Annotated in this window: 23 protein-coding genes; 16 read left to right on the plus strand and 7 right to left on the minus strand. The window is 49.0% G+C overall.

The window, feature by feature from the left end:
• The first annotated feature begins 67 nt into the window (after positions 1-67).
• From VIS94_01820 to VIS94_01830, 3 genes are read left to right on the plus strand one after another with little or no spacing between them, the layout of a single operon-like run.
• Positions 68-1,261, plus strand: coding sequence for a hypothetical protein (locus VIS94_01820; protein ID HEY9159812.1), 1,194 nt, complete (start codon positions 68-70; stop codon positions 1,259-1,261).
• Entirely contained in the window at positions 1,246-2,424 is a 1,179-nt protein-coding gene (locus VIS94_01825; GenBank protein HEY9159813.1) for a M20/M25/M40 family metallo-hydrolase, read from the plus strand. Before VIS94_01820 ends, VIS94_01825 begins: the two co-directional genes overlap by 16 nt.
• A gap of 32 nt (positions 2,425-2,456) precedes the next feature.
• Positions 2,457-3,443 carry a PIG-L family deacetylase gene (locus VIS94_01830; GenBank protein ID HEY9159814.1) on the plus strand — a complete coding sequence of 329 codons (987 nt, stop codon included), beginning with the start codon at positions 2,457-2,459 and terminating at the stop codon, positions 3,441-3,443.
• 35 nt (positions 3,444-3,478) lie between these two features.
• Here the strand turns inward: VIS94_01830 and hydE are convergent, their stop codons facing one another.
• The 7 genes from hydE to VIS94_01865 form a co-directional block, all read right to left on the minus strand.
• Positions 3,479-4,495 carry a [FeFe] hydrogenase H-cluster radical SAM maturase HydE gene (gene hydE / locus VIS94_01835; GenBank protein HEY9159815.1) on the minus strand — a complete coding sequence of 339 codons (1,017 nt, stop codon included), beginning with the start codon at positions 4,493-4,495 and terminating at the stop codon, positions 3,479-3,481.
• 24 nt (positions 4,496-4,519) lie between these two features.
• A complete protein-coding gene (gene hydG, locus VIS94_01840; GenBank protein HEY9159816.1) occupies positions 4,520-5,911 on the minus strand; it encodes a [FeFe] hydrogenase H-cluster radical SAM maturase HydG in 1,392 nt (463 codons plus the stop codon).
• 14 nt (positions 5,912-5,925) lie between these two features.
• A complete protein-coding gene (gene hydF / locus VIS94_01845; protein HEY9159817.1) occupies positions 5,926-7,170 on the minus strand; it encodes a [FeFe] hydrogenase H-cluster maturation GTPase HydF in 1,245 nt (414 codons plus the stop codon).
• 11 nt (positions 7,171-7,181) lie between these two features.
• Positions 7,182-8,576, minus strand: coding sequence for an aspartate ammonia-lyase (locus VIS94_01850; protein ID HEY9159818.1), 1,395 nt, complete (start codon positions 8,574-8,576; stop codon positions 7,182-7,184).
• Between the two features lie 85 nt (positions 8,577-8,661).
• Positions 8,662-10,443 carry an NADH-dependent [FeFe] hydrogenase, group A6 gene (locus tag VIS94_01855; GenBank protein HEY9159819.1) on the minus strand — a complete coding sequence of 594 codons (1,782 nt, stop codon included), beginning with the start codon at positions 10,441-10,443 and terminating at the stop codon, positions 8,662-8,664.
• A 625-nt stretch (positions 10,444-11,068) separates the two neighbouring features.
• Entirely contained in the window at positions 11,069-12,001 is a 933-nt protein-coding gene (locus tag VIS94_01860) for a transketolase C-terminal domain-containing protein (GenBank protein HEY9159820.1), read from the minus strand.
• A gap of 11 nt (positions 12,002-12,012) precedes the next feature.
• Positions 12,013-12,879 (minus strand): transketolase, encoded by an 867-nt coding sequence (locus VIS94_01865; GenBank protein ID HEY9159821.1) that lies wholly within the window; start codon positions 12,877-12,879, stop codon positions 12,013-12,015.
• 211 nt (positions 12,880-13,090) lie between these two features.
• Between VIS94_01865 and dsrA the strand changes: the two genes are divergently transcribed.
• The 13 genes from dsrA (at position 13,091) to VIS94_01930 (ending at position 26,282) form a co-directional block, all read left to right on the plus strand.
• Positions 13,091-14,281: a dissimilatory-type sulfite reductase subunit alpha gene (gene dsrA / locus VIS94_01870; protein HEY9159822.1), complete on the plus strand. Its 1,191-nt coding sequence runs from the start codon at positions 13,091-13,093 to the stop codon at positions 14,279-14,281.
• Position 14,282: 1 nt separating this feature from the next.
• A complete protein-coding gene (dsrB, locus tag VIS94_01875) occupies positions 14,283-15,341 on the plus strand; it encodes a dissimilatory-type sulfite reductase subunit beta (GenBank protein HEY9159823.1) in 1,059 nt (352 codons plus the stop codon).
• Positions 15,342-15,343: 2 nt separating this feature from the next.
• Positions 15,344-15,568, plus strand: coding sequence for a dissimilatory sulfite reductase D family protein (locus tag VIS94_01880; GenBank protein HEY9159824.1), 225 nt, complete (start codon positions 15,344-15,346; stop codon positions 15,566-15,568).
• 10 nt (positions 15,569-15,578) lie between these two features.
• Positions 15,579-17,051 (plus strand): cobyrinate a,c-diamide synthase, encoded by a 1,473-nt coding sequence (locus VIS94_01885; GenBank protein HEY9159825.1) that lies wholly within the window; start codon positions 15,579-15,581, stop codon positions 17,049-17,051.
• 22 nt (positions 17,052-17,073) lie between these two features.
• Positions 17,074-17,394, plus strand: coding sequence for a TusE/DsrC/DsvC family sulfur relay protein (locus tag VIS94_01890; protein HEY9159826.1), 321 nt, complete (start codon positions 17,074-17,076; stop codon positions 17,392-17,394).
• 168 nt (positions 17,395-17,562) lie between these two features.
• Positions 17,563-18,429, plus strand: a complete 867-nt coding sequence (locus VIS94_01895) for a respiratory nitrate reductase subunit gamma (GenBank protein ID HEY9159827.1) — start codon at positions 17,563-17,565, stop codon at positions 18,427-18,429.
• Positions 18,426-20,024, plus strand: coding sequence for a (Fe-S)-binding protein (locus VIS94_01900; GenBank protein ID HEY9159828.1), 1,599 nt, complete (start codon positions 18,426-18,428; stop codon positions 20,022-20,024). The genes VIS94_01895 and VIS94_01900 overlap by 4 nt, the downstream gene beginning before the upstream one ends.
• On the plus strand, positions 20,015-21,007 hold the full coding sequence (gene dsrM, locus VIS94_01905; protein ID HEY9159829.1) for a sulfate reduction electron transfer complex DsrMKJOP subunit DsrM: 993 nt from the start codon (positions 20,015-20,017) through the stop codon (positions 21,005-21,007). The genes VIS94_01900 and dsrM overlap by 10 nt, the downstream gene beginning before the upstream one ends.
• 2 nt (positions 21,008-21,009) lie before the next feature.
• Entirely contained in the window at positions 21,010-22,623 is a 1,614-nt protein-coding gene (locus VIS94_01910) for a (Fe-S)-binding protein (protein ID HEY9159830.1), read from the plus strand.
• Entirely contained in the window at positions 22,620-23,078 is a 459-nt protein-coding gene (gene dsrJ / locus VIS94_01915; protein ID HEY9159831.1) for a sulfate reduction electron transfer complex DsrMKJOP subunit DsrJ, read from the plus strand. The genes VIS94_01910 and dsrJ overlap by 4 nt, the downstream gene beginning before the upstream one ends.
• Entirely contained in the window at positions 23,065-23,832 is a 768-nt protein-coding gene (locus VIS94_01920; GenBank protein HEY9159832.1) for a 4Fe-4S dicluster domain-containing protein, read from the plus strand. Before dsrJ ends, VIS94_01920 begins: the two co-directional genes overlap by 14 nt.
• On the plus strand, positions 23,829-25,022 hold the full coding sequence (nrfD, locus tag VIS94_01925) for an NrfD/PsrC family molybdoenzyme membrane anchor subunit (GenBank protein ID HEY9159833.1): 1,194 nt from the start codon (positions 23,829-23,831) through the stop codon (positions 25,020-25,022). Before VIS94_01920 ends, nrfD begins: the two co-directional genes overlap by 4 nt.
• A 15-nt stretch (positions 25,023-25,037) precedes the next feature.
• Positions 25,038-26,282: an acetate kinase gene (locus VIS94_01930; GenBank protein HEY9159834.1), complete on the plus strand. Its 1,245-nt coding sequence runs from the start codon at positions 25,038-25,040 to the stop codon at positions 26,280-26,282.
• The last annotated feature ends 33 nt before the right edge of the window (positions 26,283-26,315 follow it).

Below are 26,315 nucleotides of genomic sequence, written 5' to 3' on the forward strand. Positions count from 1 at the left end.
CAATATGTTGGAAATGTGGTAGAGATACTTTTCAGATCAAAGTAGATTGCAGTAAGGGAGGCCTTTAATGAAGTTTATTCTTAAAATCCTCAAATACGCGGCAATTGCACTCATTGCTTTCATCCTGATCATTGGATTGACAGTCTTTTACATGTGGATAAGACCAAACAAATCCGAGGTTAATCCCGCAATAATAGCTGAGTCATGGACTGCGGTATCAGACGGAATGCACAACTCAAACACCCACATGATCAACTGGAACAATGATTTCTGGCTGGTGCACGCCAACTCGCCGTATCATTTCGCCACACCCAAATGCAAGCTCATGGTCTGGCGGTCAAAGGATGCAAAAAACTGGGTAAAGGTCACTGAATTCAGAGTACCGGGCGAAGACATTCGTGACCCCAAATTCGCGGTGATTAACGGCAGGCTAATGCTTTATGTGCTCAAGAGCATCAGGTTCGAGGCGGAACCTTACACGACTGCCTTCACTTTCACCGATAACGGGATGATATGGGCCCCGCTGACCGAAATCAAAGAGCAAAACGGCTGGCTTTTCTGGAATCCGAAATCATTTGACGGAAAAATCTGGTATGTCCCTGCCTACTGGTACGAACATGGCAAATCGGCCCTGTTCAAATCAACTGACGGCATAAAATGGGAAATGGTCTCCACCATACATAACGGCAGGAATGAAATTACCGGTGCGAATGACCGCAACGACGAAACGGATATCGAATTTCTGCCCGGGGGCGGCATGATAGCAACAATGCGCATGGAAGGTTCTGACAGCCTTTTCGGCGATAAAAAGGCCAGTACGAATATCGAGGTGGCTTTGCCGCCATATACCAAATGGTCAGAGCCTGTGAGTGATTTCACTACAAGACTGGACGGACCTGCGCTCTTTTCATATAACGGCAGGATATATGCGGCTGGCAGGTACAACCCCTACAGGCCCGGCCCGGTAAACTACTTCGGCAGCATATTCGCAAAGAAGCGCACGTCACTTTTCCTCGTAACGCCCACGGGGCTTGCACGCCTGACCGATTTACCGAGTGCAGGCGACACGTCCTACAATGGTGTCGTGATCAGGGACGGATTCGCATACATCAGCTATTATACGAGCAACATCAAACGGGACTGGCCGTGGCTCATGGGCATGGTCTCGGCAAGCGATATACGTATTGCAAAAGTGGATCTTGCCGCGCTTGAAAAAGAAGCCCTCAAACAAATCTCGGAGAAAGGATGGGGACAGAAATGAATATGCAGGAAATACTCGATCATATAGCCGTACCAAGACCAAGCTACAGCAACACTTATGACAGCATTGTCGTTTTCATCAAGGAGCTGCTCTATCCCTATAACATCCCATATACCATCCAGGAATTTGCACTGAAGCCCCGGCTGGACTTTCTTATAGGCATCACTATAGCATTGCTCGGCATAATCCTTGCTGTCTTTATCATAAGGAAAAAACCCGTAGCTGCGATAATAACCGCATTGCTCATCCCTGCTGTGCTGATACTGGAGTTCGAATACTTCGTGAGCATTGTTTCATGGCTTATCACAAAACCGGCGGAGAACATCATAATCCAGTTCCCGAACCCGGCCGCGACAAGGGAGCTTATATTCGCGGCTCATATGGACTCGAAAACCGCTCTGTTCGACCATATACAGAGGGCACATATCTACAGGCTCATCCCCGCGGCAATCGTTCTGGGATTGATCACACCCCTGATATATTTGATCGGCAGAAGTAAACGTTTTGCAAAAAACAGGATTTTTTCCGGAATATCAATGCTCATAGCGGTGGTTCTGGCGGCATACTGGATACTTTTCGGATTGAGCTTCTTCGGATATGTCTTTGTTGACGACAAATCCCCCGGCGCAGTGGACGACGCGGCAAGTGTCGCCATTCTGGTCGAACTTGCAAAGGAAATCCAAAGCGGCAGGGTGCCCATGTCAAACAATGCCGTCACAATACTTCTCACCACAGGCGAAGAACTGAATCTTCTTGGCGCTCAGGCATATGTCAATGAGTTCTTCCCGTCAGGCAACAACGGAAGGAAGATACCTGCAATGCTCATAAACCTCGATTGCGTCGGACAGAGCGGCAATCTCGCCTACTTTGAAAGTAACGGGGTGTTCCTCAGACATTATCCTGCAGATCCGGGTCTCGTGAATGAGGTCGGAAAGGCATTCAAAGCCGTCTCAGGCAGGATTATCGATAAAGGCCCGTCAAGCACGGACGATTCCGTATGTTTCATGGCAAAGGGCATACCCGCCATAACTCTTTGCAACACAGGCATTCCCGGCCAGGGAATGGGCGGTTTTCATTCCGCAGCAGACAATATGCACAGGATCGACCTCAACAACATGAAAATGGCCCTCGATACGCTCATTCACGTTATCGGTAATAAGTGAGAACTGCTGATTCCATTGGAGAGGGAATCTGTGTGAAGAACTCAAAACTGATGAAGACCGTTTTTCTTTTTATGATCGCCGCATCTCTTTGCTGCTGCAAGGTGGATTCAAAAGACAATGCGTCCCAATCGTCGTCTTATGCTGCAGATATGTTTTCAGACAGTGAGGTTGTAAAGAAGAAGGCGTTGATAGTCATTTCCCCGCATCCCGACGATGAGAGCATCATGGCTGCAGGGACAATTTACAGGGCGTGCCATGATCCTGATACCCTTGTACAGGCTGTGTACCTCTCCTCGGGTGACGCCGCAGGCGGCAGGGGAAAATGTCATGAGACGAGCGAAGAGATAAGAAGACAGAAAATAGTTGAGCTCAGAGAAAACGAGACAAGAAACGCATGGGCCGTACTCGGCCTTGACCCGTCATATATCCATTTCCTGAGGTATCCTGATAAAGGCATGGTTTCTGCTACAAAACTGGTTAAAGGTAAGCGCATCGATACCCTCAACACTGAAGGTACAAATGCAATTGCCGAGATAACAGAACTGGTGCAGGGGCTTGTGCCTGAAGGCACCCAAAACCTTACTATAATCTCAGGTTCAGGCTGGGACGGCCACCCTGACCACCGCGTCGACTACTATTGCGCAAAATCAGCCGCACTTGCCGTGAGCTCCAACATGAAGATCCCGGTAACACTGCTCAGCATGGTGGTCCATGACGAATTTATAATCGATCTCGGTTTCTGCTGCATCGGCGACCTGTTCTGGCCGAACAAGGGGCCTGCATTCAAATACTGTACACTGGCCAATTCAAGACAGCGCCCCAGGCCTCCCATGTGGGACCTTGCTTTTGACATAAGCGACCTCGGCAGCATCAAATCCGATGCGATCAAGGCCCATGTCAGCCAGGTCACAGGATATCCTCCTCTTTGCATGACGGTTCTGGACAAGGAGTATTACCGCAGGTGGATGGAGAAAAAGGAGGAGGTCTTCTACAAAGAGGAATTCCCTGCAGCAGACTGATTATTGGTTTTATGAAAAATATCCTATTCTGAGGTTTAATTATTTCTGCGGTTGCCCGGGCCGGGGCCTATAATTCTGCCAGCTGCCTCGATGTCCCTCCTGATGCCGTCCATGATCTCGGAAGGTTCAGCCGGGCTTGAGCCCTTGCCGGGATATATCTCGTAGAGTTTTCTGTACTTAGCCGGCGTAAAATCCGGCATGATGACATTGGCGCCTGCCATGAGCGACCTGACGCGGTTTTTCGGGTCGATGGTCGTAAGTGCGGTTGTTGCGGGGATGTTAGTGTTCCGGGTCACAATGCGCGTCAAGGCGATCATTTTAAGAACAAGTTCGGGACTGCCTGCAGGATTTCCTGCCAGAAGGGTATCGGGATGCGGTATGAAAGGACCTATCCCTATCATATCGATGTCAAGCTCCTTGAACATCATTATGTCTCCGGCCAGAGATTCCAACGTCTGCCCGGGAAGTCCCACCATGACACCCGAGCCGGTTTCAAAACCCAGAGTTTTAAGATGCTTCAGACATTTAATTCTGTATGATTGATCGCCACCTGATTTGATCTGCTTATACAGATTACCGTCCGAGGTTTCGTGCTTGAGCAGGTATCTGTCCGCCCCCGCCTCTTTGAAAAGTTCGAACGCCTTAAGGGGCCATTCGCCGGTTGAAAGCGTTATGACAAGGCCTGTTTCATCTTTTATCCTTTTGATGAGGCTTACAATTTTTTGCGTGGAGTAAAACGTATCCTCACCCGACTGAAGAACAACGGTACCTATCCCGGATTTTAAAATCTCCCTGGCGCCGGAAAGTATCTCATCATCGGACATCCGGTATCTTTCGAGCTTGTTATTGTTGCATCCCAGTCCGCAATAATGACAGTCCTGAATACAGTAGTTCGAAAATTCGATTATTCCCCTCAGATAAACCTCGTCACCGATGTAGTTTCTTCTTGCCTCGTCAGCCTCAGCTAACAGGGCGGAAGGATCATCCTCAGACAGAATTTTTATGATTTTGCTTTTATTGTAAGATTTTGTTTTTTCCAGTTCACCACTCACTACTCACCACTCTCAACCATTTTTTTAAATATACAGATCCCTTTCCCCGTTTTCCATGCGCCTTAGCCTGCTGTTTATCGTACGTTTGAGGCCTGCACTTCCGGTATCTGCAAGCAGCTTTTCCACAAGCTTCATTCCCGCCTTTTTTGTTTTCTTGCTCGCATAGTCAAGAAGGTATTCTTCGAAAGTGAGTATGGCGTTTGTCCTGCAGAATTTTTTTATAAGCCCGGGTTTGGCCAGTTCCATAAAGTCGGCGCCTGTTCTTCCGAGCCTGTAGCATGCAGTGCAGAAGCTGGGGATAAGCCCCTGCTGAACTATCTCGTAAATTACTTCATCGAGAGAGCGCGTATCGCCGAGATTGAACTGGGCCGCCATGAAATCATTGCCGCCGTGGTCATGATATCCGCCGGGATTCGTGCGAGATCCTGCACTTATCTGTGATACCCCCAGACTGAATATTTCGTTTCTGAGCGCAGCAGATTCGCGGGTGGTAAGTATCATCCCGGTATACGGAACCGCCAGTCTCAGTATGGCAACAAGCTTTTTGAATTCTTCATCACTTACCGGATGCGGCGGTTTTATTGCCGCAGGTGCATTAAGTGCGGGTTCCAGCCTCGGTATCGAGATCGTATGCGGCCCCACCCCGCATGTCTTTTCAAGATTCTGGGCATGATACAAAAGCCCCAGGACCTCGAACCTGTAGTCATAAAGCCCGAATAACGCGCCCATCCCCACATCGTCAATGCCGGCCTCCTGCGCACGGTGCATTGCCGTCACCCTGTATTCATAGTTTTTCTTCGGGCCTGTCGGGTGCATCTTCTTATATGTCGCATGGTGGTACGTCTCCTGGAAAAGCAGGTATGTGCCGATCTTTGCAGCCTTTAATCTCTTGAACTCATCGACTTCCAGCGGCGCAACCTCGACATTGATGCGCCTGATTTCCCCGTTGAAATTTGTCGTTGCGTATACCGTCTCGATCGCCTCGATAAAATAGTCCAGGCTTGAGCGTGTCGGGTGTTCCCCGCAAAGCATAAGTATGCGTTTGTGGCCTTCGGCCTCGATGGCCTGAGCCTCAGCCGCTATCTCTTCCATCGTGAGCGCAACCCTCTTAAGCTCCTTGTTGGCGCGTCTGAACCCGCAGTAAAGGCAGTTGTTGGCACAGTGGTTGGCTATATAAAGGGGCGCAAAGAGTACCAGCCGGTTGCCGTATATCGATTCTTTCACATAGCGCGCAGTCATAAGTATTTCATGTACAAGCTCTTTATCCTCGGTCTGCAGAAGCACTGCCGTTTCTTCAGGAGTGAGGCCTTTCAATTCCCTGGCTTTAACAAGAACATCCTCTACCCTTCTTTTTTCAGGTCCGGCGGAAACATCCAGAACATGTTGAATCTTCTCATCATCGATAAAGTCTTTCATAAAGCACTTCCTTTTTAATTGTTCATCTTTTTTTCAAACGCCATGAGCGCTGCCGGGAATGGCTCCAGAGAACGCCTGATAACGCCCTGCAGGAATGAGATGGCCACCCCGTAATTTGTAATCGCCGCACCTGCCTGATGCGCCTTTTGTATTCTGCTCATCATTTCCCGTCTGGTCAGCATGCATCCGCCGCAGTGAATGATCAGTTTGTATTCGGAAAGATTTTCCGGATAATCCCTGCCTGCATACGCATCTGCTTTGACATCAAAGCCGAGATACTGCCTCAGCCACCTTGGAATTTTCACCCTTCCGATATCGTCTTCCAGCGCATGATGCGTACAGGCCTCTGCAATAAGGACCCTGTCGCCGGGTTTCAGCTTGTCGATTTCAGCAGCGCCCTGTGCCGCGATTGACAAGTCTCCTTTCTGTCTGGCGAAAAGAATGGAAAATGTCGTGAGCCTGATATCCCTGGGCACATCCGCAGAAACCTTCAATATCGCCTGGGAATCAGTAACGACAACATCCGGCTTTTTATTAAGCATTGCGAGCATGGCCGGGAGTTCCCGTTCCTTGACCACGAATGCAGCGGCATCATTGTCAAGCGTATCCCTAATCGTCTGCACCTGCGGCAGAATTAGCCTTCCCTTTGGCGCCTGCAGGTCAATGGGCACGACAAGTATTGCAATGCCGCCCGGATTCACAAGATCACCTATAAGCCTGGGTGGTTCAATGAAGTCATCCGGGGCGACCTCTATCAGCTGCTGTTTGATGGCATTCACATAGGCATCCCTGCCGGATGATCCGATGCTTGAAACCTCTACAACTCTAGAATTTTTTCCCCTGATATCATCCAGAAACGCCTGCGCAGGTTTGACAAGATCGTTTTTATTTATGATGACGATGACAGGTATTTTATTCTCACCGGCCTTCAAAAGAACTTCATCTTCGAATGTTGTCCATGTGTCCGGTTCCGTCACAAGCAGAATGACATCGGCCCTGTCATATATCTTACGGGTTTTATTAAGCCTCAATTGAGCAAGTTCCGAAATGTCATCGACTCCTGCCGTGTCCAGAAAAAGCACGGGTCCGAGCGGCAGGAGTTCGCATGCCTTCTCAACAACATCGGTTGTCGTGCCTGCAACAGGAGAGGTTATTGCATAGTCCTGACCTATAAGCATATTCATGAGGCTCGATTTTCCGACATTTGTCCTGCCGAATATTGCAATATTGAGTCTGTTGGCTTTTGGCGTTTCCTGCATTATTATGCCCTTTACTTCTTATATGGTCCCTTGCCCTTGAATCCAAGGGCCGTAAGCGAATAAGGATCAAGCGCCCTGTCAACCAGTTCTTCACCGAGCAGATCTTTCAGATAGGTCCTGAAATCCTTACCATCAGCAGCCTTATATCCATTTATTATTTCCGTCGCCTTCTCATAACCTATGTACGGCACAAGCGCCGTTATGATCATTGGGCTTGCATGGGCAATCCCGGCGCATTTTTCTGCGTCTGCCGAAATGCCTGAAACATGCCCGGCCAACATGATATCCACATTTGAGAGAATGTCCATGCTTTCGAGCAGTGCATCGGCCAGCATGGGCATGAACTCTATTATCTGGAACGTCGAGCGGTTCGCAGCTTCAGTTACGATGAGGTCGTTCGCAACAACGCGTATCCCTGCCTGAATCACCGCCTCCGCGATCACCGGATTGATCTTTCCCGGCATGGCCGATGAACCCGCCTGCATGGAAGGAAGCCTTATTTCTCCCAGCATGTTCATAAGCCTCAGATCGCCTGCGATCTTTATCAGGTTCGATGCATGAGCCTTCATGATGCCCGAAACCTCGACGAATGCGTCCGCGTTCGCGGTCTCTCCGGCTAGATTCTCGCCGCGGCTCAGTCCAAGGCCGGTGACATCCCTCAATTTTTCAATCACAAGGAATATATAGTCCTTCGGGGCGGAAATGCCGGTGCCTATAGCGGTCCCGCCGAGATTGACCACCCTGAGCCTTTCCTCGCATTTGAAAGTACGCCAGCGATCACGCCCTAATGCCTCAGAGAAGGCTGAAAACTCCATTCCCAGAGTAAGAGGAACCGCCTCCTGCATCTCGGTCCTGCCCATCTTAACGATTTCACCGAACTCCTTTTCCTTTTTCTGGAATTCTCCCTGAAGGGCCGCAATGTCCCGGCTTAGTCTTCTGAGGGCATATATCGCGGCAACCTTGACAGCGGTTGGATAGACATCGTTCGTGGACTGGTGAAGGTTAATGTCGTCTATAGGATTAACGATCGAATAGTCACCTTTTTCACCGTTCAATATCTCTATAGCCCTGTTGGCAATAACTTCATTGACGTTCATGTTCGTCGAGGTGCCGGCCCCGCCCTGCATGGCATCGAGCGGAAATTCAGAATCCCACCTGCCCGAAGCCACCTCGTCACAGGCATCTGAAATCGCCAGGGCCTTGTCCGGCTTCATCCATAACGTCTCCACGTTCGCAAGACAGCAGGCCTTTTTTACCAGCGCCAATGCATGTATCAGACCGGCATTCACCTTCCTTGGGCTCAGTGCAAAATTTCCGAGGGCCCTTTGAGTGTGTATGCCCCAATATGCCGCTACCGGAACATCAAGTTCTCCGAGAAGATCATGTTCGACCCGATACTTCTGCACACTCACACCTCCGCTCGTCAAATTAAAAGGGCTTGACCAGAATTACCAGTCAAGCCCTCTATTTTCCTTGATTCAGGTCAATGAATCAATGTTTTGAACAGCCACAGCATCCTTCATCTTCTATATGAGGTACTGCAACACCCCTCTTTACATAATGGGTATGAAGAAGATCGTGAGATTTGTGTCCGAGCGGTTCTTTGAGGAAGTTTTCATAGAGCTTCTTGACGGATTCATTTTCATGGGACTGGCGCTTCTGCTGCACCTGGCCGTCATCCTTGTAAAGGGCTCCTGCACGCAGCATTCTGATCTCGTCGTTTGTCGGAATCGGCGAACCGCCGCCGGCCACGCATCCGCCCGGGCAGGCCATTATCTCTATGAATGCATAATCCGCTTTCTTATCCCTGATGAGATCCATGATCTTCCTTGCATTTCCGAGCCCGTGGGCAACCGCTATCTTGACTTTTCCGAGAGGCCCAACTTCAACCTCGGCTTCCTTGACACCTTCAAGACCGCGAACCGGTGTAATGTCCAGACTCGGCAGGTCGTGTCCAGTAACGACTGCATATACGGTTCTCAGGGCCGCTTCCATAACACCGCCTGTCGCACCGAATATCGTACCTGCTCCTGTGTACTCGCCCATTGGCGCATCAAATTCCTCGTCCGGCAGGTTGACGAAATCTATACCAGCTTCTTTTATCATGCGGCCCAGTTCCCTGGTCGTAAGAACATAGTCCACATCACGGTATCCGCTAGAGCACATCTCGGGACGGCTTGCTTCATACTTCTTCGCGGTGCAGGGCATGATGGAAACGCTTACTATGTCTTTCGGATCTATGTTTGCGAACTGTGCATAATATGTCTTCGCAAGCGCGCCGAACATCTGCTGCGGTGATTTGCATGTAGAAAGGTGATCGAGAAGATCAGGATAGAAATGTTCGCAGAACTTTATCCAGCCCGGGCTGCACGATGTGACCATCGGCAGGGTTCCGCCTTCCTTGACCCTCTTCAGAAGCTCATTTCCTTCCTCAATAATCGTAAGGTCAGCAGTGAAGTTCGTATCGAAAACTTTGTCAAAGCCAAGTCTGCGGAGAGCGGCTATCATCTTTCCTGTTACAAGCGATCCCGGGGGCATGCCGAACTCTTCCCCAAGATTTGCACGGATTGCCGGAGCTTCCTGAACAACGACATGCTTCGTGGGATCCTGAAGAGCGGCCCATACTTTATCAACATCATCCTTTTCGTACAATGCGCCTACCGGGCATGCCATTACGCACTGGCCGCAGTTGATGCAGTTTGTTTCGCCGATAGGAAGGTTGAATGCCGGAGCAACTTCGACATGAGGTCCTCTCTTTACCGGACTCAACGCGTTGACCGACTGCACCTGTGCACATACGGTTACGCAGCGATGGCAGTGTATGCATTTTCTGTTGTCCCTGACGATCGACGGGCTTGAATCATCGATTTCAGCCTTAGTGAAATCAGGATATTCGAACCTCACCCTTCTGACATTGGCAAACTCAGCAACTTTCTGAAGTTCGCAGTTTCCATTTCTGATGCAGAAATTGCATTCGCTCGGATGATTTGAAAGCAGCAGTTCAATTATCATCTTTCTGGCGTTTCTTACTCTTGCGGAGTTCGTATGCACCACCATATTATCACTTACCGGAAACACACATGAAGCAACAAGATTGCGCATCCCTTCGACTTCGACCACGCACACCCTGCATGCACCAGGGGTATGGTTTATGTTCTGCCATGCACAAAGGGTTGGAATTGTAATGTCCGCCTTTTTTGCCGCTTCTAGAATTGTTGTTCCGGCTGGAACTTTGACCTCTTTACCGTCAATCTTCAAGGATACTTCCGACATTATAGGTGCCCCTTTCTTAATAAATTTATTGGGTGATTTCAATAGATTTGCATATTCTCAAACTAGTAGTCTGTCAATACAATATTTAGAATTATTGTTTATCAGCAATTATTTACTCTTATTCTGTTTTTATCATAAGATATTTCTTTTCATATTGCGCTATATGTCATTATCAAAAATGAATTGCTGATTTTATGAATTACCGTTCAGCATTTAAAAGCAAAAAAGGGATGGCAATTCCCTGCCATCCCTTTAAAAAATCATCAATCAATTATGACCTGTATAACCGGTTAGTTAAATATGATATTAAGGAGGACTGAAACTAATTCATCTCCCAGTTACACAGTTACCCAAACCCCTTTTTCAGGCCCAACCACATTTACCATCTTATCAGATGGTTGCATTATTGTAATACTAGCACAATAAACAAATTGTGGCAACATTATTTAAATCATATTTTTTTTATTTTAATCATTTTTTTACTATACTTAATCACGTTGCATTTCAGGTTTGATTTTTTATCATCGGAGATCAATCCTTAAATATTGATGCCAGAAAAGACAGGGTTCAGATATCACACATATAACTGACCCCTGCTCTGCAATTTCATTAACAGCTGTTTTTATTAAATAGATTTGCACGCCTCAACTATATTAACCGGTCCGAACCCATGCTTATCATAAAGATATTTTTCTGTCGCCACTTCACCGAATTTATCCGGTATGCCAAGACGCTTTACCCTGGTCGGGCATTTCTCAGAAAGCACTTCGCATACCGCTCCGCCGAGACCGCCTATTATTGTCTGATTTTCCACACTGACGACTTTCCTTGTTTTACTTGCCGAAGCAACAAGAGCAATTTCATCGAAAGGTTTTACTGACGGGTAATGCAGAACTTCCGCCATGATACCATCTGCTGCAAGCATATCTGCAGCTTTCAGCGATGATTTTGTCATATATCCGGTCGAGACAATCGTTACATCGGAACCCTCTCTTAAGATTACAGCCTTATCCGGGTTAAATACATAGTTGTCATCAAAGAGCCGGGGCTCCTTCGAACGAATGAGCTGAAGATATGTAGGCTGTTTTGTCTTGGCCATATGTTTCATTACCGCCCTCAGTTCATAGGCATCGGCTGGCGCGTATACATGCATGTTTGGCATGGCGCGCATTATCGCCATATCGGTAAAGTCCATGTGGGTTCCACCGTTTGATCCCTGCGTCAGGCCCGGAGCGGTTCCTACTATCTTTACATTGTTGTTCGCATACGCACAGCTTATATATATCTGATCATACACTCTGCGGGATGCAAAGCATGTGAAAGTAGCGGCAAACGGAATCTTGCCCTCGGATGCAAGGCCGGCAGATATGCCTATCATATTGGCCTCGGCGACTCCCACATCTATAAAGTTACCGGGATTTTTTGAAGAAACCTCGGGGAACGTTCCAGACGCCTTCCCCAGATCAGCTTCAAGGCTTATTACATCGGGGTTCTCTGCAATAAGTTCGTTAAGTGTTTTTGCGTAAACCGTACGCATTTCCATTTCATGCCAGCTCATAATCTCCCTCCTTATTCCTCGCCGTACGGCAGCCTGCACTCATATCCAAGGGCCTTGATATATTTTTCATAAGCGGTTTTGTCGCCTATCTTTATATTATGGCTCCCCACCTGCCCTTCAACTGCAGCATTGCCCATTCCCTTGATCGTATGAGCAATGATCATTGCCGGTTTTCCCTTTACAGCGATTGCCGCGGATATTTTCATGTTTATATCGTCCCAGTCATGGCCGTCCATTTCAAAAACCTCCCAGTTGAAAGCACGCCATTTATCAACAATAGGTTCCAATGTGACAACTTCATCCGTGGTACCGTCTATCTGCATTTTGTTATAATCCGTGATGGCGATAAGGTTATCGATCTTCCTGTGTCCGGCGAACATGGCGGCCTCCCAGACCTGGCCCTCATCGCTTTCACCATCACCCACTATGCAGAACACATTATGGTCTTTCCCGTCCATTTTGCCGGCAATAGCGGCGCCGAGAGCGCACGAGAGCCCCTGCCCCAAGGAACCGGCTGTAATGTCGACACCGGGTGTGCGTATCTGGTCAACATGGCTCGGCAGCCATGTCCCGTCCCGGTTTAGTGTAGTCAGCCACTGCATCGGAAAATATCCCCGGTATGCAAGTGCGGCATAAAGTACTGGGCCTGCATGACCTTTCGAGAGAATCAGCCTGTCGCGGCCGTCCCATCTTGGCTCTTTAGGGTTAACTTTCATTATGCGCCAGTACAGGCTTATTATTGTCTCGACGAGACTCAGCGCACCACCGATATGCCCTGAACCCGAACGGCATATCATATCCGTGATGACAAAGCGGAATTCCTTCGCAAGCTCATCCGCTTTCTCATTGCTCCATGATTCCAGGAGTTCTTCGTACATTTTATATCTCCTCTGCTTTTAAAAAATATGAGCCCTAGAAAATTTCTTACACCACAAATTGAATACATTGTACAGATACTGTCCAATATTCTTTTTAAAAGAATAATATCTTGACGAATCGTTGCTGATAGAGTTAATTCCATGCAGACCAAACGATATAAGCAGCAGGAAAAGAAGTACCTGATAAATCATAATTTAAGGAGATTACCCCATGTCGAAATCAGATACTCCGCTTCTGGATGAACTCGAAGAAGGCAAGTGGCCCAGTTTTGTAAAGGAAATCAAGCAGGCAGCCAAGAAAAGCCCAATGTCGGAAGACCTTCTTAAACAGCTTGAGCTCTCATACAAGGACAAAATCGGACACTGGAAGCATGGAGGTATTGTCGGCGTCAAGGGATACGGTTCAGGCGTCATCGGCAGATATACCGACCGGCCTGATCTCTTTCCCAATGTTCAGGCATTCCATACCTTAAGGGTCAATCATCCTGCCGGATGGTTCTATAAGACCGATGCACTGAGGACCCTTTGCGATATATGGGACAAGCATGGCAGCGGGCTCACGAATCTTCACGGCTCCACAGGAGACGCCATCCTGCTGGGAACAACGACCGATCACCTTCAGCCCTGTTTCAATGATCTGTCCGAAGCGGGTTTCGATCTTGGCGGTTCCGGATCGGCTCTCAGAACACCGAGCTGCTGCGTAGGACCAGGCCGCTGTGAATGGGCCTGCGTGGACAGCCTGGACCTCTGTTACAACCTGACAATGAGCTTCCAGGATGAAATCCATCGCCCCATGTTTCCATACAAGTTCAAGATCAAGATATCAGCCTGCCCTAATGACTGCGTTGCAGCCATTGCAAGGGCGGATTTTTCTGTTATCGGCACATGGAAGGGGGATATCGCCATAGATCAGACTGAAGTTGCGGCATATATCGATTCAGGACTGGATATTCAAAAGGAAGTCTGCAACCTGTGTCCGACCAGATGCATGGAATTAAAAGGCAGCACCCTCAAAATATACGATGAAGACTGCACCCGGTGCATGCACTGCATCAATGTCATGCCAAAGGCTTTGAGGCCTGGCGATGAACGGGGAGCGACGATCCTTGTAGGAGGAAAAGCCCCCATAGTCGAGGGAGCGCTCATGTCCTGGGTTCTTGTACCATTCATGAAACTGGAACCTCCCTACGATGAACTCAAGGATCTTATATTCAAGATACAGGACTGGTGGAGTGAAAACGGCAAGTCACGCGAGAGGCTGGGTGAACTGATAAAAAGACTGGGTATGCGCTCGTTCCTCAAGGCCATGGATCTTCCTGCAGCCCCGCAGATGGTCAAGGCACCGAGGACAAACCCTTATGTCTTTTTCTGGCCTGAAGACATTAAGAAGGAGGAAAAGTAATATGTCGACGGATATAGGACCCCCGGATTACAAAACCATGCTTCCGCCCGTAGTTCAGAGAAATTACGGGAAATGGCGCTACCATGAAATTCCAAGGCCAGGCGTTCTGGTCCATGTTTCAGAGTCAGGAGAGGAGCTTTACTCTGTAAGGGCAGGTTCGCCCCGTCTGCTTTCCACGGATACTATCCGTGAAATCTGCGAAATCGCCGATGCCTATTGCGACGGATACCTGCGCTTCACAAGCCGGCACAACATAGAGTTTCTCCTTTCGGATAAAAACAAGCTGGAACCACTCCTTGAGGAACTCCAAAAGAGGAACTACCCTGTCGGCGGAACAGGACATTCCATATCGAACATCGTCCATACTCAGGGCTGGGTGCATTGCCACACACCGGCCACAGATGCATCGGGCCCGGTAAAGGCGCTCATGGACGAAATTTATGATTATTTCGTAACCATGACTCTTCCCGCGCATGTAAGGATCGCGCTTGCCTGCTGCCTTAACATGTGCGGCGCCGTTCATTGTTCCGATATCGCCATTCTGGGCATACACCGCACGGTTCCCAAACCCGACAACTCGCGTGTTCCCAACATGTGTGAAATTCCGAGCACGGTTGCATCCTGCCCCACGGGCGCCATTCGCGGTGACATGAAAAACAAGACCGTCACCATCAACGAAGAAAAGTGCATGTACTGCGGAAACTGCTACACGGTCTGCCCGGCCATGCCAATCGCAGACCCCGCCAACGACGGAATATCAATCTGGGTAGGCGGCAAGGTGTCAAACGCCCGCAGCAAACCGGCATTCTCCAAACTGGCCATCCCTTACCTTCCCAACAATCCCCCCAGGTGGCCTGAAGTTGTGGATGCGGTAAAGAATATCATCGAGGTATACGCATCTCATGCAAAAAAACATGAGCGGATAGGCGAGTGGATCGAACGTGTGGGATGGGAAAGATTCTTCAGCCTTACCGGCATCCCTTTCACCGATATGCATATCGATGATTTCGATATGGCCACGGAAACATTCCATACATCCACCCAGTTTAAATGGAGGTAATGATGGCTGATGATCTGAAAGCAAAAATGGTTGAAGCCTTCCGTGAAAAGTCAAAGGGCGACAAGAAGATGTTTTACATCCGTGATGTCACAAAATGGTTTCCCGATGAAGACCGCCATGCCGTTCAGGACACTGTCAAGGCTCTTATTGATGAAGAAATCCTGAAGTACTGGTCGAGCGGGTCATCAACCTACATCGTTCTTGCCGAATATTTTTCGGAAGCATAAGCATATGACAATGAAAGCGACGCATTCCCGAATCGTCATCACCGCCTTGCGCGGAGGAGCAGGGAAAACGACGCTTTCGGCAGGCATGCTTGCAGCCTTAAAGAAAAGGGGTATCATGGCCGCCCCGTTCAAGAAGGGGCCCGACTATATAGATGCAGCATGGCTGTCTTCGGCCTCAGGTAAGGCTTGTCACAACCTGGATTCCTTTCTCATGAAGAAAGAAACCATACTGTCTTCCTTCATCAGAAATGCGGCAGGAGCTGACATGGCACTCATAGAAGGAAACAGGGGCCTTTTCGACGGGATGGACTCTCTCGGCACCCACAGCACCGCTGAACTTGCCAAACTTCTTAAAGCGCCGGTTGTCATGATTATGGATTGTGACAAGGTAACCCGCACGGCAGCAGCGATGATACTGGGATGCCGTATGCTTGATCCAGATGTAGACCTCCGCGGTATCATCCTTAATCGCGTATCGGGAAGCAGGCATGAGGGAATTCTCAGACGTACAATCGAGGAAACCTGCCGTCTGCCTGTCATTGGCGCAGTCCCCAGAATGAAGGATTTTCCGTTTCCTCAAAGGAATCTGGGTCTGACACCTCCGCAGGAACATTCGCATATGATGCATGCCCTTGATATGGCTGCCGGCGTGGCCGAAAAATACATTGATCTGGACATGATTATCTCGACTGCATCTCAGGCTTCAGGCACCATCGAAGCAGACATGCCTGCCGTCTGCCCGATCAATCAGACAGGAGCGACAATCGGCGTCTTAAGAGATTCCGCCTTCCAGTTCTATTACCCCGAGAACCTGGAAGCACTTAACGACAGGGGCGTTAAAGTGATCGACATAAGCCCTATCAGCGATACAGACCTGCCGGATATTAACCTTCTTTATATCGGCGGAGGTTTTCCCGAAACACACGCTGAAGCACTTTCAAAAAATACCGCCTTCAGGGCATCCCTTCGCGAAGCAGCCGAAAAAGGCCTCCCCGTCTATGCCGAGTGCGGAGGTTTGATGTACCTCGGAGAAAAGCTCTTGATCGGAAGCAGAGAATATCCCATGGCCGGCGCCCTGCCCGTATCTTTTGCCATGGTTGATAAACCCCAGGGACACGGATACACGGATATTGAAGTCGTGGCGGAAAACCCCTACTTTCAGACAGGCACCAATATCAGAGGCCATGAGTTTCATCATTCGAAGATAGTTTCCTTAGATGAAAGACAAATCCGTTTTGCCTTCAGGATGAATCGCGGAACCGGCATCGACGGTATTCGGGACGGCCTGTGCAAAAAACAGATTCTTGCAAGCTATACGCATATCCATGCCTTGGGAACACCGCAATGGGCTGAGACGCTTGCTTTAAGGGCTCAGGAACACAGAGATCAGAAGGAAAAGAGGTCGGATCCTGATTTAAACAGGCACCGTATGAAAACCGGACATATTTACAGATTCACAGCCTCAAGACCCATACAACAATAAACATAAAAAGGAGATAAACAACATGCCGACAATCGAACTAGCTGGAAAAACTTATGAAGTTGACGAAGACGGATTCCTTCAGGAACTTGATAAATGGAACGAGGAATTCGCGCAGGCCTATGCAAGCACGGAAGAGATCGAAGGGACATTGACTGAAGAACACTGGAAGATTATCAATTATCTGAGGGATTACTTCCAGAAATTCGGCATAGCCCCAATGATCCGCAAGGTCTGCAAGGACAATGGCATCGACACCAAGAGGCTGTATGAACTCTTCCCCACCGGACCAGCCAAAGGGGCATGCAAACTGGCCGGTCTTTCGAAGCCTACAGGTTGCGTTTAACAAAAATTTTAACCAGAAATAAAGGAGATTGAATCCAATCTCCTTTATTTCCTTTGACCTTATAATAACAGCACTTAAGAAAATGCGGGGTACGAAAAACTTCTTATGGGATTTTATTTATTAACATATGCATGCGCGACAGTATTCCTGATCGCAGCAGTTTGTCGCGTGGTAAGACTGTCATCCCTGCCTGTCCATGTCCGCTGGGAAGTGTATCCTGTACAGCATGAGACCGCATCCAGGGTATATTATGGCGGTTCCTATATGGAAGAATCAGACTGGTGGGAAAAGAAGCAAAAGCGTTCGTTATTCAATGAATTCAAATATATGGCGGTAGAGATATTGTTCATCCGAGGTTTATTTAAGGAAAACAGAACCCTCTGGCTGGTATCTTTTCCATTTCATTTCGGTCTTTATCTTATGGTCGCTGCTTTTCTTCTGCTGATGCTTAATGCGGTTCTGGCCCTATTTGTTGAAGGCAGCATCTTCATCAAGCCCTTAGACACCCTTATCATAATTGCCGGATGGTCCGGTATTGTACTGGGTAATATCGGCTGCGCAGGGCTTTTATACAGGCGTTTATCCGATCCCGAACTCAGAAACTATTCATCTTTTACAGACTATTTCAATATCATGTTCATTTTTATTTTTTTTCTGTCCGCTCTGATAAGCATTCTTGCAGGTGACCCATTTTTTGAAGGAGCAAAGGCGTATGCAACAGGCCTTATCACCATGGGAAGTTCGTTTAACGGGTATGTTCCGGGTAGCAGCATTTCCGGGACTGTTTCCATTATTTCGGCATCCCTTCTTGCCGTCTATATTCCCTTAACTCATATGTCTCACATGTTCATGAAATATTTTCTTTACCACAGTGTTAAATGGGACGACGCCCCCAACCTGAAGGGAGGACCTGTCGAAAAGGCCATTATAAAAAATCTAAAACTCAAACCGACATGGAAGGCATCTCATATCGGGGCCGACGGCAGAAAATCATGGCTCGATATCGCTTCAGAAGCCCCTGAGGAAAAATCATGAAACCCTCAGATATCAGCAGGAAATCCGAATGTCTTTGCCATGTGGAACCGGCCGATCTGACACCGCTTCCATTTCCATATGAAGACTATAACGACAGGACAATAACGGCGCTGAAACCCGATAAAATCAAAAGCATCGAATCATCGCTAGATGATACGGTGGCTGTCGGCATACCGAAACCGGCAGGAGAGGAAGAAGAGAAAGCGTTTGTCGAAAGGTTCCTTGCCGGTCTGAAAAAACTTTTCGAGAAGGAGAACAACTGGACATTTCTCCAGCCTCTGATTCTATCAATGGAGCACTGCGCAAAATGCCAGACCTGTTCGCAGGCCTGCCCTGTATATGAGATGAGCGGCGGAAAGGACATCTACCGCCCCATTTTCCGCGCCGAAGTCCTTCGCCGGATATACAGAAAATATATAAAACCAGGCGGTAAAATAAGCGCCAGACTGACAGGTGATATCGACCTCAACTGGACGACAATAGCCCGTCTCGCAGAACTCTCCTACCGCTGTACGCTGTGCAGACGCTGCGCGACAGTCTGCCCTGTCGGCGTTGATAACGGACTCATCAATCACGAAATACGCAAACTGTTTTCCCAGGAAATGGGCATAGCCCCCAAAGAGATCCATGACAAGGGATCAGTACTGCAGTTGAGCAAGGGGTCTTCGACAGGAATGATTCCTCTCGCAGCCAGGGACAGTGTGGAATTCATCGAAGAAGAAATGGAAGAGATCACCGGTTGTAAAGTCAACATCCCATGGGATGTTGAAGGAGCGGACATCCTGCTGCTCCATAATGCCGGGGAAATGCTTGCCTGGCCGGAAAATGTAGGTGCCTTCGCAATCATCTTCCAGGCTGCAGGAATTTCTTGGACGCTTTCTTCCGAAGCTGTCGGCTACGATGCCGTCAACTACGGGCTTTGGTACGACGATGTCCAGTTTTCCCGCGTGGCTGTCAGACACGCCGATATAGCCAGAAGGCTCAGGGTAAAAAAGATCGTCATGGGCGAATGCGGACATGCACACAAAGCGCTTACGGTCATCGCAGACAGGCTCCTGACCGGAGATCTCAACATTCCCCGGGAATCCGCAATGGTGACGCTGGATAATATCATTTCAAGCGGGAAGCTCAAGCTCGACCCGATGCGTAATAATTTCCCGGTCACACTGCATGACCCCTGCAATATCGTGCGTTCGATGGGAATAGTCGAGCCTCAGAGACGCATACTGAGAAAGATCGCCCCGCTGTTCAGGGAAATGACTCCTCATGGAGTCGATAATTACTGTTGCGGCGGCGGCTCAGGATTCGCAATAATGTCTGGATATAATTTCTCCGAATGGCGGACTCTTCTAAGCTCGCGCAAAAAATTCCTGCAGATACTTGATGCCTTCAGCGGCGAACCTGAAGATATGCCCAAATACGTATGCGCGCCGTGCTCGAACTGCAAGGGTTCGATCAGGGATATAATTTCTTATTATGATGCGGAAGAACGAAGCCGAATATATTACGGCGGGCTTGTAGAACTGATAGTCAATGCCATGACCGATATGAAAAAGCCCATTATAAGCTTCGGTGGGGAACCGTCATGGGCATAAGAAGTCTCATTATATCTTTCATCTTTATCATATCACTGCTTAGTGCAGGGTACGCACTGGGTACCTTTGCTCCCTGGCTGACGGCTTCATTAATATTCTATGCGGCTTTTGCAGTTTTCTTCGCTGGTTTTATTTACAGAGTGATAAAGTGGGCTCTGATACCGGTTCCATTTCGGATACCGGTAACCTGCTCCCAGCAAAAGTCTCTGGACTGGATCAATGCCAGCCCGATTGAAAATCCATCAGGAAAAACAGGCGTCTTTTTAAGGATGGCCTCGGAAATTATTCTATTCCGGTCTCTGTTCAGAAACTCACATACCAGAATGTATGAAGACAGGCCGGTTTATGGAAAGGATACGGCCCTTTGGCTGTTCGGACTTCTCTTTCACGCTTCAATGCTGATAATCGTAATAAGACATCTGAGGTTCTTCATCGAACCTGTTCCTGCTGTTATCAATAAACTTTCCGCCTGGGACGGCATGTTCGAACTGGGCGTTCCGACCATTTATCTCTCGGACATCATTTTTACAGTCTCGGCAATATACCTGTTCATGCGCCGCGCCGCAGTTTCAAGGCTGCGGTATATATCGCTCGTACAGGATTACATTCCTCTACTGCTTATAATAAGTGTAGCTGGTACGGGAATTCTTATGCGCCACATCTACAAGGTCGACCTCCTGAAGGTGAAAGAGCTTGCCACGGGATGGATTTCCTTCTCAATGGCGCTGCCAGAAGGAATAGGTTTGCTCTTTTTCGTCCATCTGTTCTGCGTCTGCGCGCTTCTCTTATGGTTCCCCTTGAGCAAGCTCATGCACATGGGCGGGGTTTTCCTGAGCCCGACGCGCAATCTTGCCAACAGCAACAGGGCAATAAGGCATATCAACCCGTGGAATGCGCCTGTCAAGGCCCACACGTACGAAGAGTATGAGGACGAATTCCGCGAGAAGATGAAATCGGCCGGACTGCCGGTAGAGAAGGAGTAGACGTGTCGTTCGCCAAAATACCCAAACCGGATGAACTTATTCGTGTCAAGTATGACATGCCTGGAAAATCCTGGATGAACACTCCCGTCGATTTCAGGCCGGGAACATGGAGCCATGCAGGTGCGGCAAAGAATCTCACGGCACTTGATCTTCCCAATCCCAGAGCATGGCAGCCTTCGGACGAAGACTGGAAGCTCCCTGAAAACTGGCAGGCAATAATCCTTGCAGGCATGAAGGAACGGCTTGAAAAGTACAGGTCATTCAGACTGTTCATGGATATATGTGTTCGATGCGGCGCGTGCGCAGATAAGTGCCATTTCTATATCGGCACCGGCGACCCGAAGAATATGCCGGTGCTTAGGGCGGAACTCATCCGTTCTGTTTACCGGCGTTATTTTACAACACCTGGAAGGATCTTCGGGAAACTGGCCGGTGCGCGTGATCTCACATTAGACGTACTAAAGGAGTGGTTCTACTATTTTTACCAGTGCACGGAGTGCCGCCGCTGCGCCGTATTCTGCCCATACGGAATAGACCAGGCCGAAATCACCATGATAGGCAGGGAACTTCTCAATCTGGTGGGCTGCAACATCAACTGGGTCGTGGAACCTGCGGCAAACTGCTTCAGGACGGGGAACCATCTCGGCATACAGCCGGGCGGCATGAAGGATATGCTCGAATTCCTGACCGATGACATAGAAGAAAGGACAGGCGTGCGCGTGGAAGTTCCTCTTAATAAAAAAGGCGCCGAAATCCTTTTTATAACACCATCTGCAGACTATTTCGCCGACCCGGGCACATATACATGCATGGGATATCTGATGCTATTTCATGAGCTGGGCCTCGACTACACCATGAGCACATACGCCTCCGAAGGTGGAAATTTCGGCCTCTTCAACTCACATGAAATGATTAAAAGGCTTAACGCCAAGATGTATGCCGAAGCAAGACGTCTGGGAGTCAAATGGATAATAGGTGGCGAGTGCGGCCACATGTGGCGCGTGGTGAACCAGTACATGGACACAATGAACGGGCCGGCTGATTTTCTTGAAGTACCTGTTTCCCCCGTAACAGGGACTCGCTTCGAAAACGCCCGCTCCACTAAGATGGTTCACATTTGCGAATTCACCGCCGATGTTATCAGAAACGGCAAGATCAGACTCGATCCTTCAAGAAATGACCATCTGAGGATTACATTCCATGACTCCTGCAATCCGGCACGCGCCATGGGCTTATTCGATGAGCCGCGCTATATCATCAATAATACCTGCAATTATTTTTTTGAAATGCGCGAAGATGCAATAAGGGAAAAGACATTCTGCTGCGGTGCGGGAGCCGGGCTGGGAAACGATGAGAACATGGAGATGAGGATGAGGGGCGGCATGCCGCGCGCCATGGCAGTAAAGGAAGTTCATGAAAAATATGGCGTTAACCGCCTGGCCTGCATATGCGCAGTTGACCGCGCCACACTGCCGCCTCTGATGGAATACTGGGTTCCCGATGTCTCTGTGATGGGAGTCCATGAACTGCTGGGCAATGCCCTTGTCATGAAAGGCGAGAATGAACGGCCTACCGACCTCAGGGGATATCCGATAAAGGAGACGGGGACTCCATGAAGATCAAACCGGGAACAATCATGGGCGTCTGCACAGGATTAGCCGTATTCATACTCATTGCGGCCTTTCCATTCTGGTACGGAGGGTTAAAACCCAAGGCCGCCCCGGATATCGATCTCAACACACCTGAGATAAACGCGTTGACCGAAAAGCAGTGCGTGACTTCCACCGAATACATGAAGACCGAGCACATGAAGCTGCTTAATCAGTGGCGCAACGATGTTGTTCGCAACGGCAGCCGCACTTACATAGCACCAGACGGACGGCAATTCGATAAAAGCCTCACCAGGACCTGCCTTGCCTGCCATTCCAACAAGGAACAGTTCTGCACACGGTGTCACAATTATTCCGGGGCAAATCCCAGGTGTTGGGACTGCCATTCTGAAACGGCTTCCGCAGCTGCGAGAAAGGCGATAATACTCAAGGAAAAGGTGAACCTACATGGTGGACATTAACCGCAGACTACTTTTGAAGGCCGCTGGAATATCCGCTTTCGGCACAATCTTTCCATCTGTGGGATATCTGATCTCTGCCCATGCTCAGGAAGTCATATCGAAGAATACCGCGCCGTCTGCAAAAAGGTGGGCAATGCTGATGGACATCTCGAAGTGTCCGGCCGGATGCAGAGACTGCATCGATGCCTGCCACGGCATTCACAATGTTCCCTTAATCAACGAACCCGGACAGGAAATAAGATGGATACAGAAGGTGCCGTTCTCAAACGCATTTCCATCCCAGGAAAACCCCTACTCGGACATATCGCTCAAGAAAAGGGAACCCGTAATCATGTGCAATCACTGCAGCAATCCTCCCTGCGTCCGGGTCTGCCCGACCCAGGCTACGTTCAAACGCAAGGACGGCATAGTCATGATGGACTACCACAGGTGCATCGGCTGCCGGTTCTGCATAGCGGCCTGTCCTTACGGCGCAAGGAGCATGAATTTCAGGAATCCCCGGCCCTATATAGGAAGCATTAACCCGGACTTTCCTACAAGGACCAAGGGCGTGGTCGAAAAATGCAACTTCTGCGAGGAACGGCTTGCAGTGGGTCTTCCCCCGGCATGTGTCGCCGCATGCAGGCACAAGGCCCTCATATTCGGAGACCTGCTGGCAGGGGAATCGGAAATACGGACGATCCTCAGGAACAATAACGCGTTCAGACGCAGACCCGAACTTGGAACCGAACCGCATGTATTCTACACAGGATGAAAAGCGAGCAAGACATGACAGGCCACATGGATAAAAACAAGATTACAGGACGCATCTGGCTTTGTTTCCTGATCGCTGTAATTGCGATCGGAGTGTTCTTCTACCTGCGCCAGTTGAGCATGGGCTTAAGCATCACTGGCATGAATCAGAACATAACATGGGGTCTCTATATCTCCCAGTTCACATTTCTTGTCGGCATTGCCGCTTCAGCGGTAATGCTCATACTTCCTTACTATCTTCATAACTACAAAGTTTTCGGCCGGATTACGCTGTTAGGAGAGTTCCTTGCAGTTTCTGCCGTCATCATGTCCGTTACATTCGTACTCGTTGATCTCGGACAACCGGGCCGGGCCTTCAACATGATACTTCACCCTTCTCCCAAATCCATCCTCTTCTGGGACATGGTCGTACTTTCGGGATACCTGCTTATCAACCTCGTCATAGGCTGGGTCGTGATAGAGAGCGAAAGACAGGGTGTGGCGTCGCCAGCCTGGGTAAAGCCTCTCATATACCTGTCCATTCCATGGGCTATAAGCATTCATACCGTGACGGCATTTATCTATGCCGGTCTGCCGGGAAGGACATTCTGGCTCACGGCTGTCATGGCCCCGAGGTTTCTTGCATCGGCGTTCGCATCAGGACCTGCGCTACTTGTTCTTCTGTGTCTTATTCTCCGCAGATTTACATCATTCGACGCAGGAAAAGAACCACTTCAGACGCTTGCAAAAATTATCGCCTATGCCCTGGCAACGAGCATCTTTTTCGTACTGGTGGAAATCTTCACTGCATTCTACAGCGGCATTCCTTCACACAAAGAGCATTTCCAGTATCTTTTCACAGGCCTTGAAGGCCATACAACCCTTGTTCCCTGGATGTGGGCTTCAACTGTCCTGGCATTTGCCGCCCTTATTCTTCTAATCATACCGGCTGCGCGAAAAAACGAAAAATGGCTCACAGCTGCATGTATTGCAGTATTCATATCGCTTTGGATCGAAAAAGGCCTGGGTCTTGTCATCCCTGGATTCATTCCATCACCAATCGGAAGAATCGGCACATACATACCGACCGGACCGGAAATCGCCATAACACTGGGCGTATGGGCAGCAGGATTTCTTGTTCTGACTCTTTTTTACCGTTTGTTCGTTTCAGTCAGGGCGCAAAGCTCGTCTGCGGTTCAAAGGACGGAATAACAAGGAATGCACACGATGAAAATCCTTACCATGAACTGCGGCAGCTCATCGATCAAATTCAAGATTTTTTCGATGCCTGAAGGCACTGTCATTGCAAAGGGACAGGCCGACCGCATAGGTCTGGATGACTCAAGAATTCAATGGGAAGGCAAAGGAATCACACCCTGCATCGTCAGACAAGAGCTCTCCAGCCACAAAAAAGCGCTTGAGATGCTGCTTGGACTTAACCCGGCAGGAAATGAAAAATCTCCGGTAAATATTTGCGATATAACGGCGGTAGGGCATCGTTTTGTTCATGGCGGGGAGTTTTTCCGGTCTTCCGTGGCCGTAAACCCTTCCGTGCGCAGAACGCTTGAAGTCTGCAGGAACCTTGCTCCGCTGCACAATCCACATAATCTGACCGGCATCGACGTATGCACGGCCCTTATCCCGGAAGTGCCGCAGATTGCGGTTTTCGACACGGCCTTCCATCAGAGCATGCCCGATTATGCATACACCTATGCCATTCCTTTCAGGTATTACGAGGAAAACCGCATCAGAAAATACGGATTTCACGGAACCTCACACAGATATGTTGCGGAACGTGCAGCTGAAATTATCGGTAAAGACATAAAAAATCTCAGAATAATAACCGCGCACCTGGGCAATGGATCAAGCCTGTGCGCCATCGGAAATGGAAAATCCTGTGACACCTCGATGGGTTTCACGCCTCTTTCAGGCATTGTCATGGGTACCCGGTGCGGCGACATCGATCCAGCACTGATTGCATATCTTATTGATGATCTGAACATCCCTGTTCATGAAGCAATGCGAATACTCAATCATGAAAGCGGAGTCCTGGGCATATCAGGCCTTTCTTCGGATTTCAGGGATCTTTTTTCAGCTGCCGGGAATGGGCATGAACGGGCGGCTCTCGCGCTTAACGTGTTCGCATACAGTACAGCAAAGGGGATCGGGTCTCTCATCCCTGCCATTAACGGCCTTGATGTACTTGTTTTCACCGCGGGCATCGGTGAAAATTCTCCCCGTATGCGACAGATGATCTGTGACTATCTTTCATGGCTGGGCATCAGTCTTGACCATGAGAAAAATGTGTCCGGTATACTTGAAAATGACATTTCTCTCGGGGGCTCTCCTGTAAGTGTTCTGGTCATACCTACCGACGAGGAAAAGATTATTGCAGTTGAAACAATGAATATTCTTAAAAACAGTGGACAGCCTGAATTGGAGGAAAGCCCGGAGGAAAGTTTTCTGAAATAAACGAATGAAAAATAAAAATCTAAAGATAGGAGG

It is taken from the genome of Desulfomonilia bacterium (assembly GCA_036567785.1).
Lineage (GTDB): Bacteria > Desulfobacterota > Desulfomonilia > UBA1062 > UBA1062 > DATCTV01.

Bases quoted from the DNA above. Each gene is read 5' to 3' on its own strand.
- dsrJ (HEY9159831.1), top strand. From the start codon at position 22,620: ATGAAGATCAAACCGGGAACAATCATGGGCGTCTGCACAGGATTAGCC.
- VIS94_01855 (HEY9159819.1), bottom strand. From the start codon at position 10,443: ATGTCGGAAGTATCCTTGAAGATTGACGGTAAAGAGGTCAAAGTTCCA.
- VIS94_01920 (HEY9159832.1), top strand. From the start codon at position 23,065: ATGGTGGACATTAACCGCAGACTACTTTTGAAGGCCGCTGGAATATCC.
- VIS94_01900 (HEY9159828.1), top strand. From the start codon at position 18,426: ATGAAACCCTCAGATATCAGCAGGAAATCCGAATGTCTTTGCCATGTG.
- VIS94_01865 (HEY9159821.1), bottom strand. From the start codon at position 12,879: ATGTACGAAGAACTCCTGGAATCATGGAGCAATGAGAAAGCGGATGAG.
- hydF (HEY9159817.1), bottom strand. From the start codon at position 7,170: ATGCAGGAAACGCCAAAAGCCAACAGACTCAATATTGCAATATTCGGC.
- VIS94_01885 (HEY9159825.1), top strand. From the start codon at position 15,579: ATGAAAGCGACGCATTCCCGAATCGTCATCACCGCCTTGCGCGGAGGA.
- VIS94_01860 (HEY9159820.1), bottom strand. From the start codon at position 12,001: ATGAGCTGGCATGAAATGGAAATGCGTACGGTTTACGCAAAAACACTT.
- nrfD (HEY9159833.1), top strand. From the start codon at position 23,829: ATGAAAAGCGAGCAAGACATGACAGGCCACATGGATAAAAACAAGATT.
- VIS94_01880 (HEY9159824.1), top strand. From the start codon at position 15,344: ATGGCTGATGATCTGAAAGCAAAAATGGTTGAAGCCTTCCGTGAAAAG.
- hydG (HEY9159816.1), bottom strand. From the start codon at position 5,911: ATGAAAGACTTTATCGATGATGAGAAGATTCAACATGTTCTGGATGTT.
- dsrB (HEY9159823.1), top strand. From the start codon at position 14,283: ATGTCGACGGATATAGGACCCCCGGATTACAAAACCATGCTTCCGCCC.
- VIS94_01930 (HEY9159834.1), top strand. From the start codon at position 25,038: ATGAAAATCCTTACCATGAACTGCGGCAGCTCATCGATCAAATTCAAG.
- dsrM (HEY9159829.1), top strand. From the start codon at position 20,015: ATGGGCATAAGAAGTCTCATTATATCTTTCATCTTTATCATATCACTG.
- VIS94_01820 (HEY9159812.1), top strand. From the start codon at position 68: ATGAAGTTTATTCTTAAAATCCTCAAATACGCGGCAATTGCACTCATT.
- dsrA (HEY9159822.1), top strand. From the start codon at position 13,091: ATGTCGAAATCAGATACTCCGCTTCTGGATGAACTCGAAGAAGGCAAG.
- VIS94_01890 (HEY9159826.1), top strand. From the start codon at position 17,074: ATGCCGACAATCGAACTAGCTGGAAAAACTTATGAAGTTGACGAAGAC.
- VIS94_01825 (HEY9159813.1), top strand. From the start codon at position 1,246: ATGGGGACAGAAATGAATATGCAGGAAATACTCGATCATATAGCCGTA.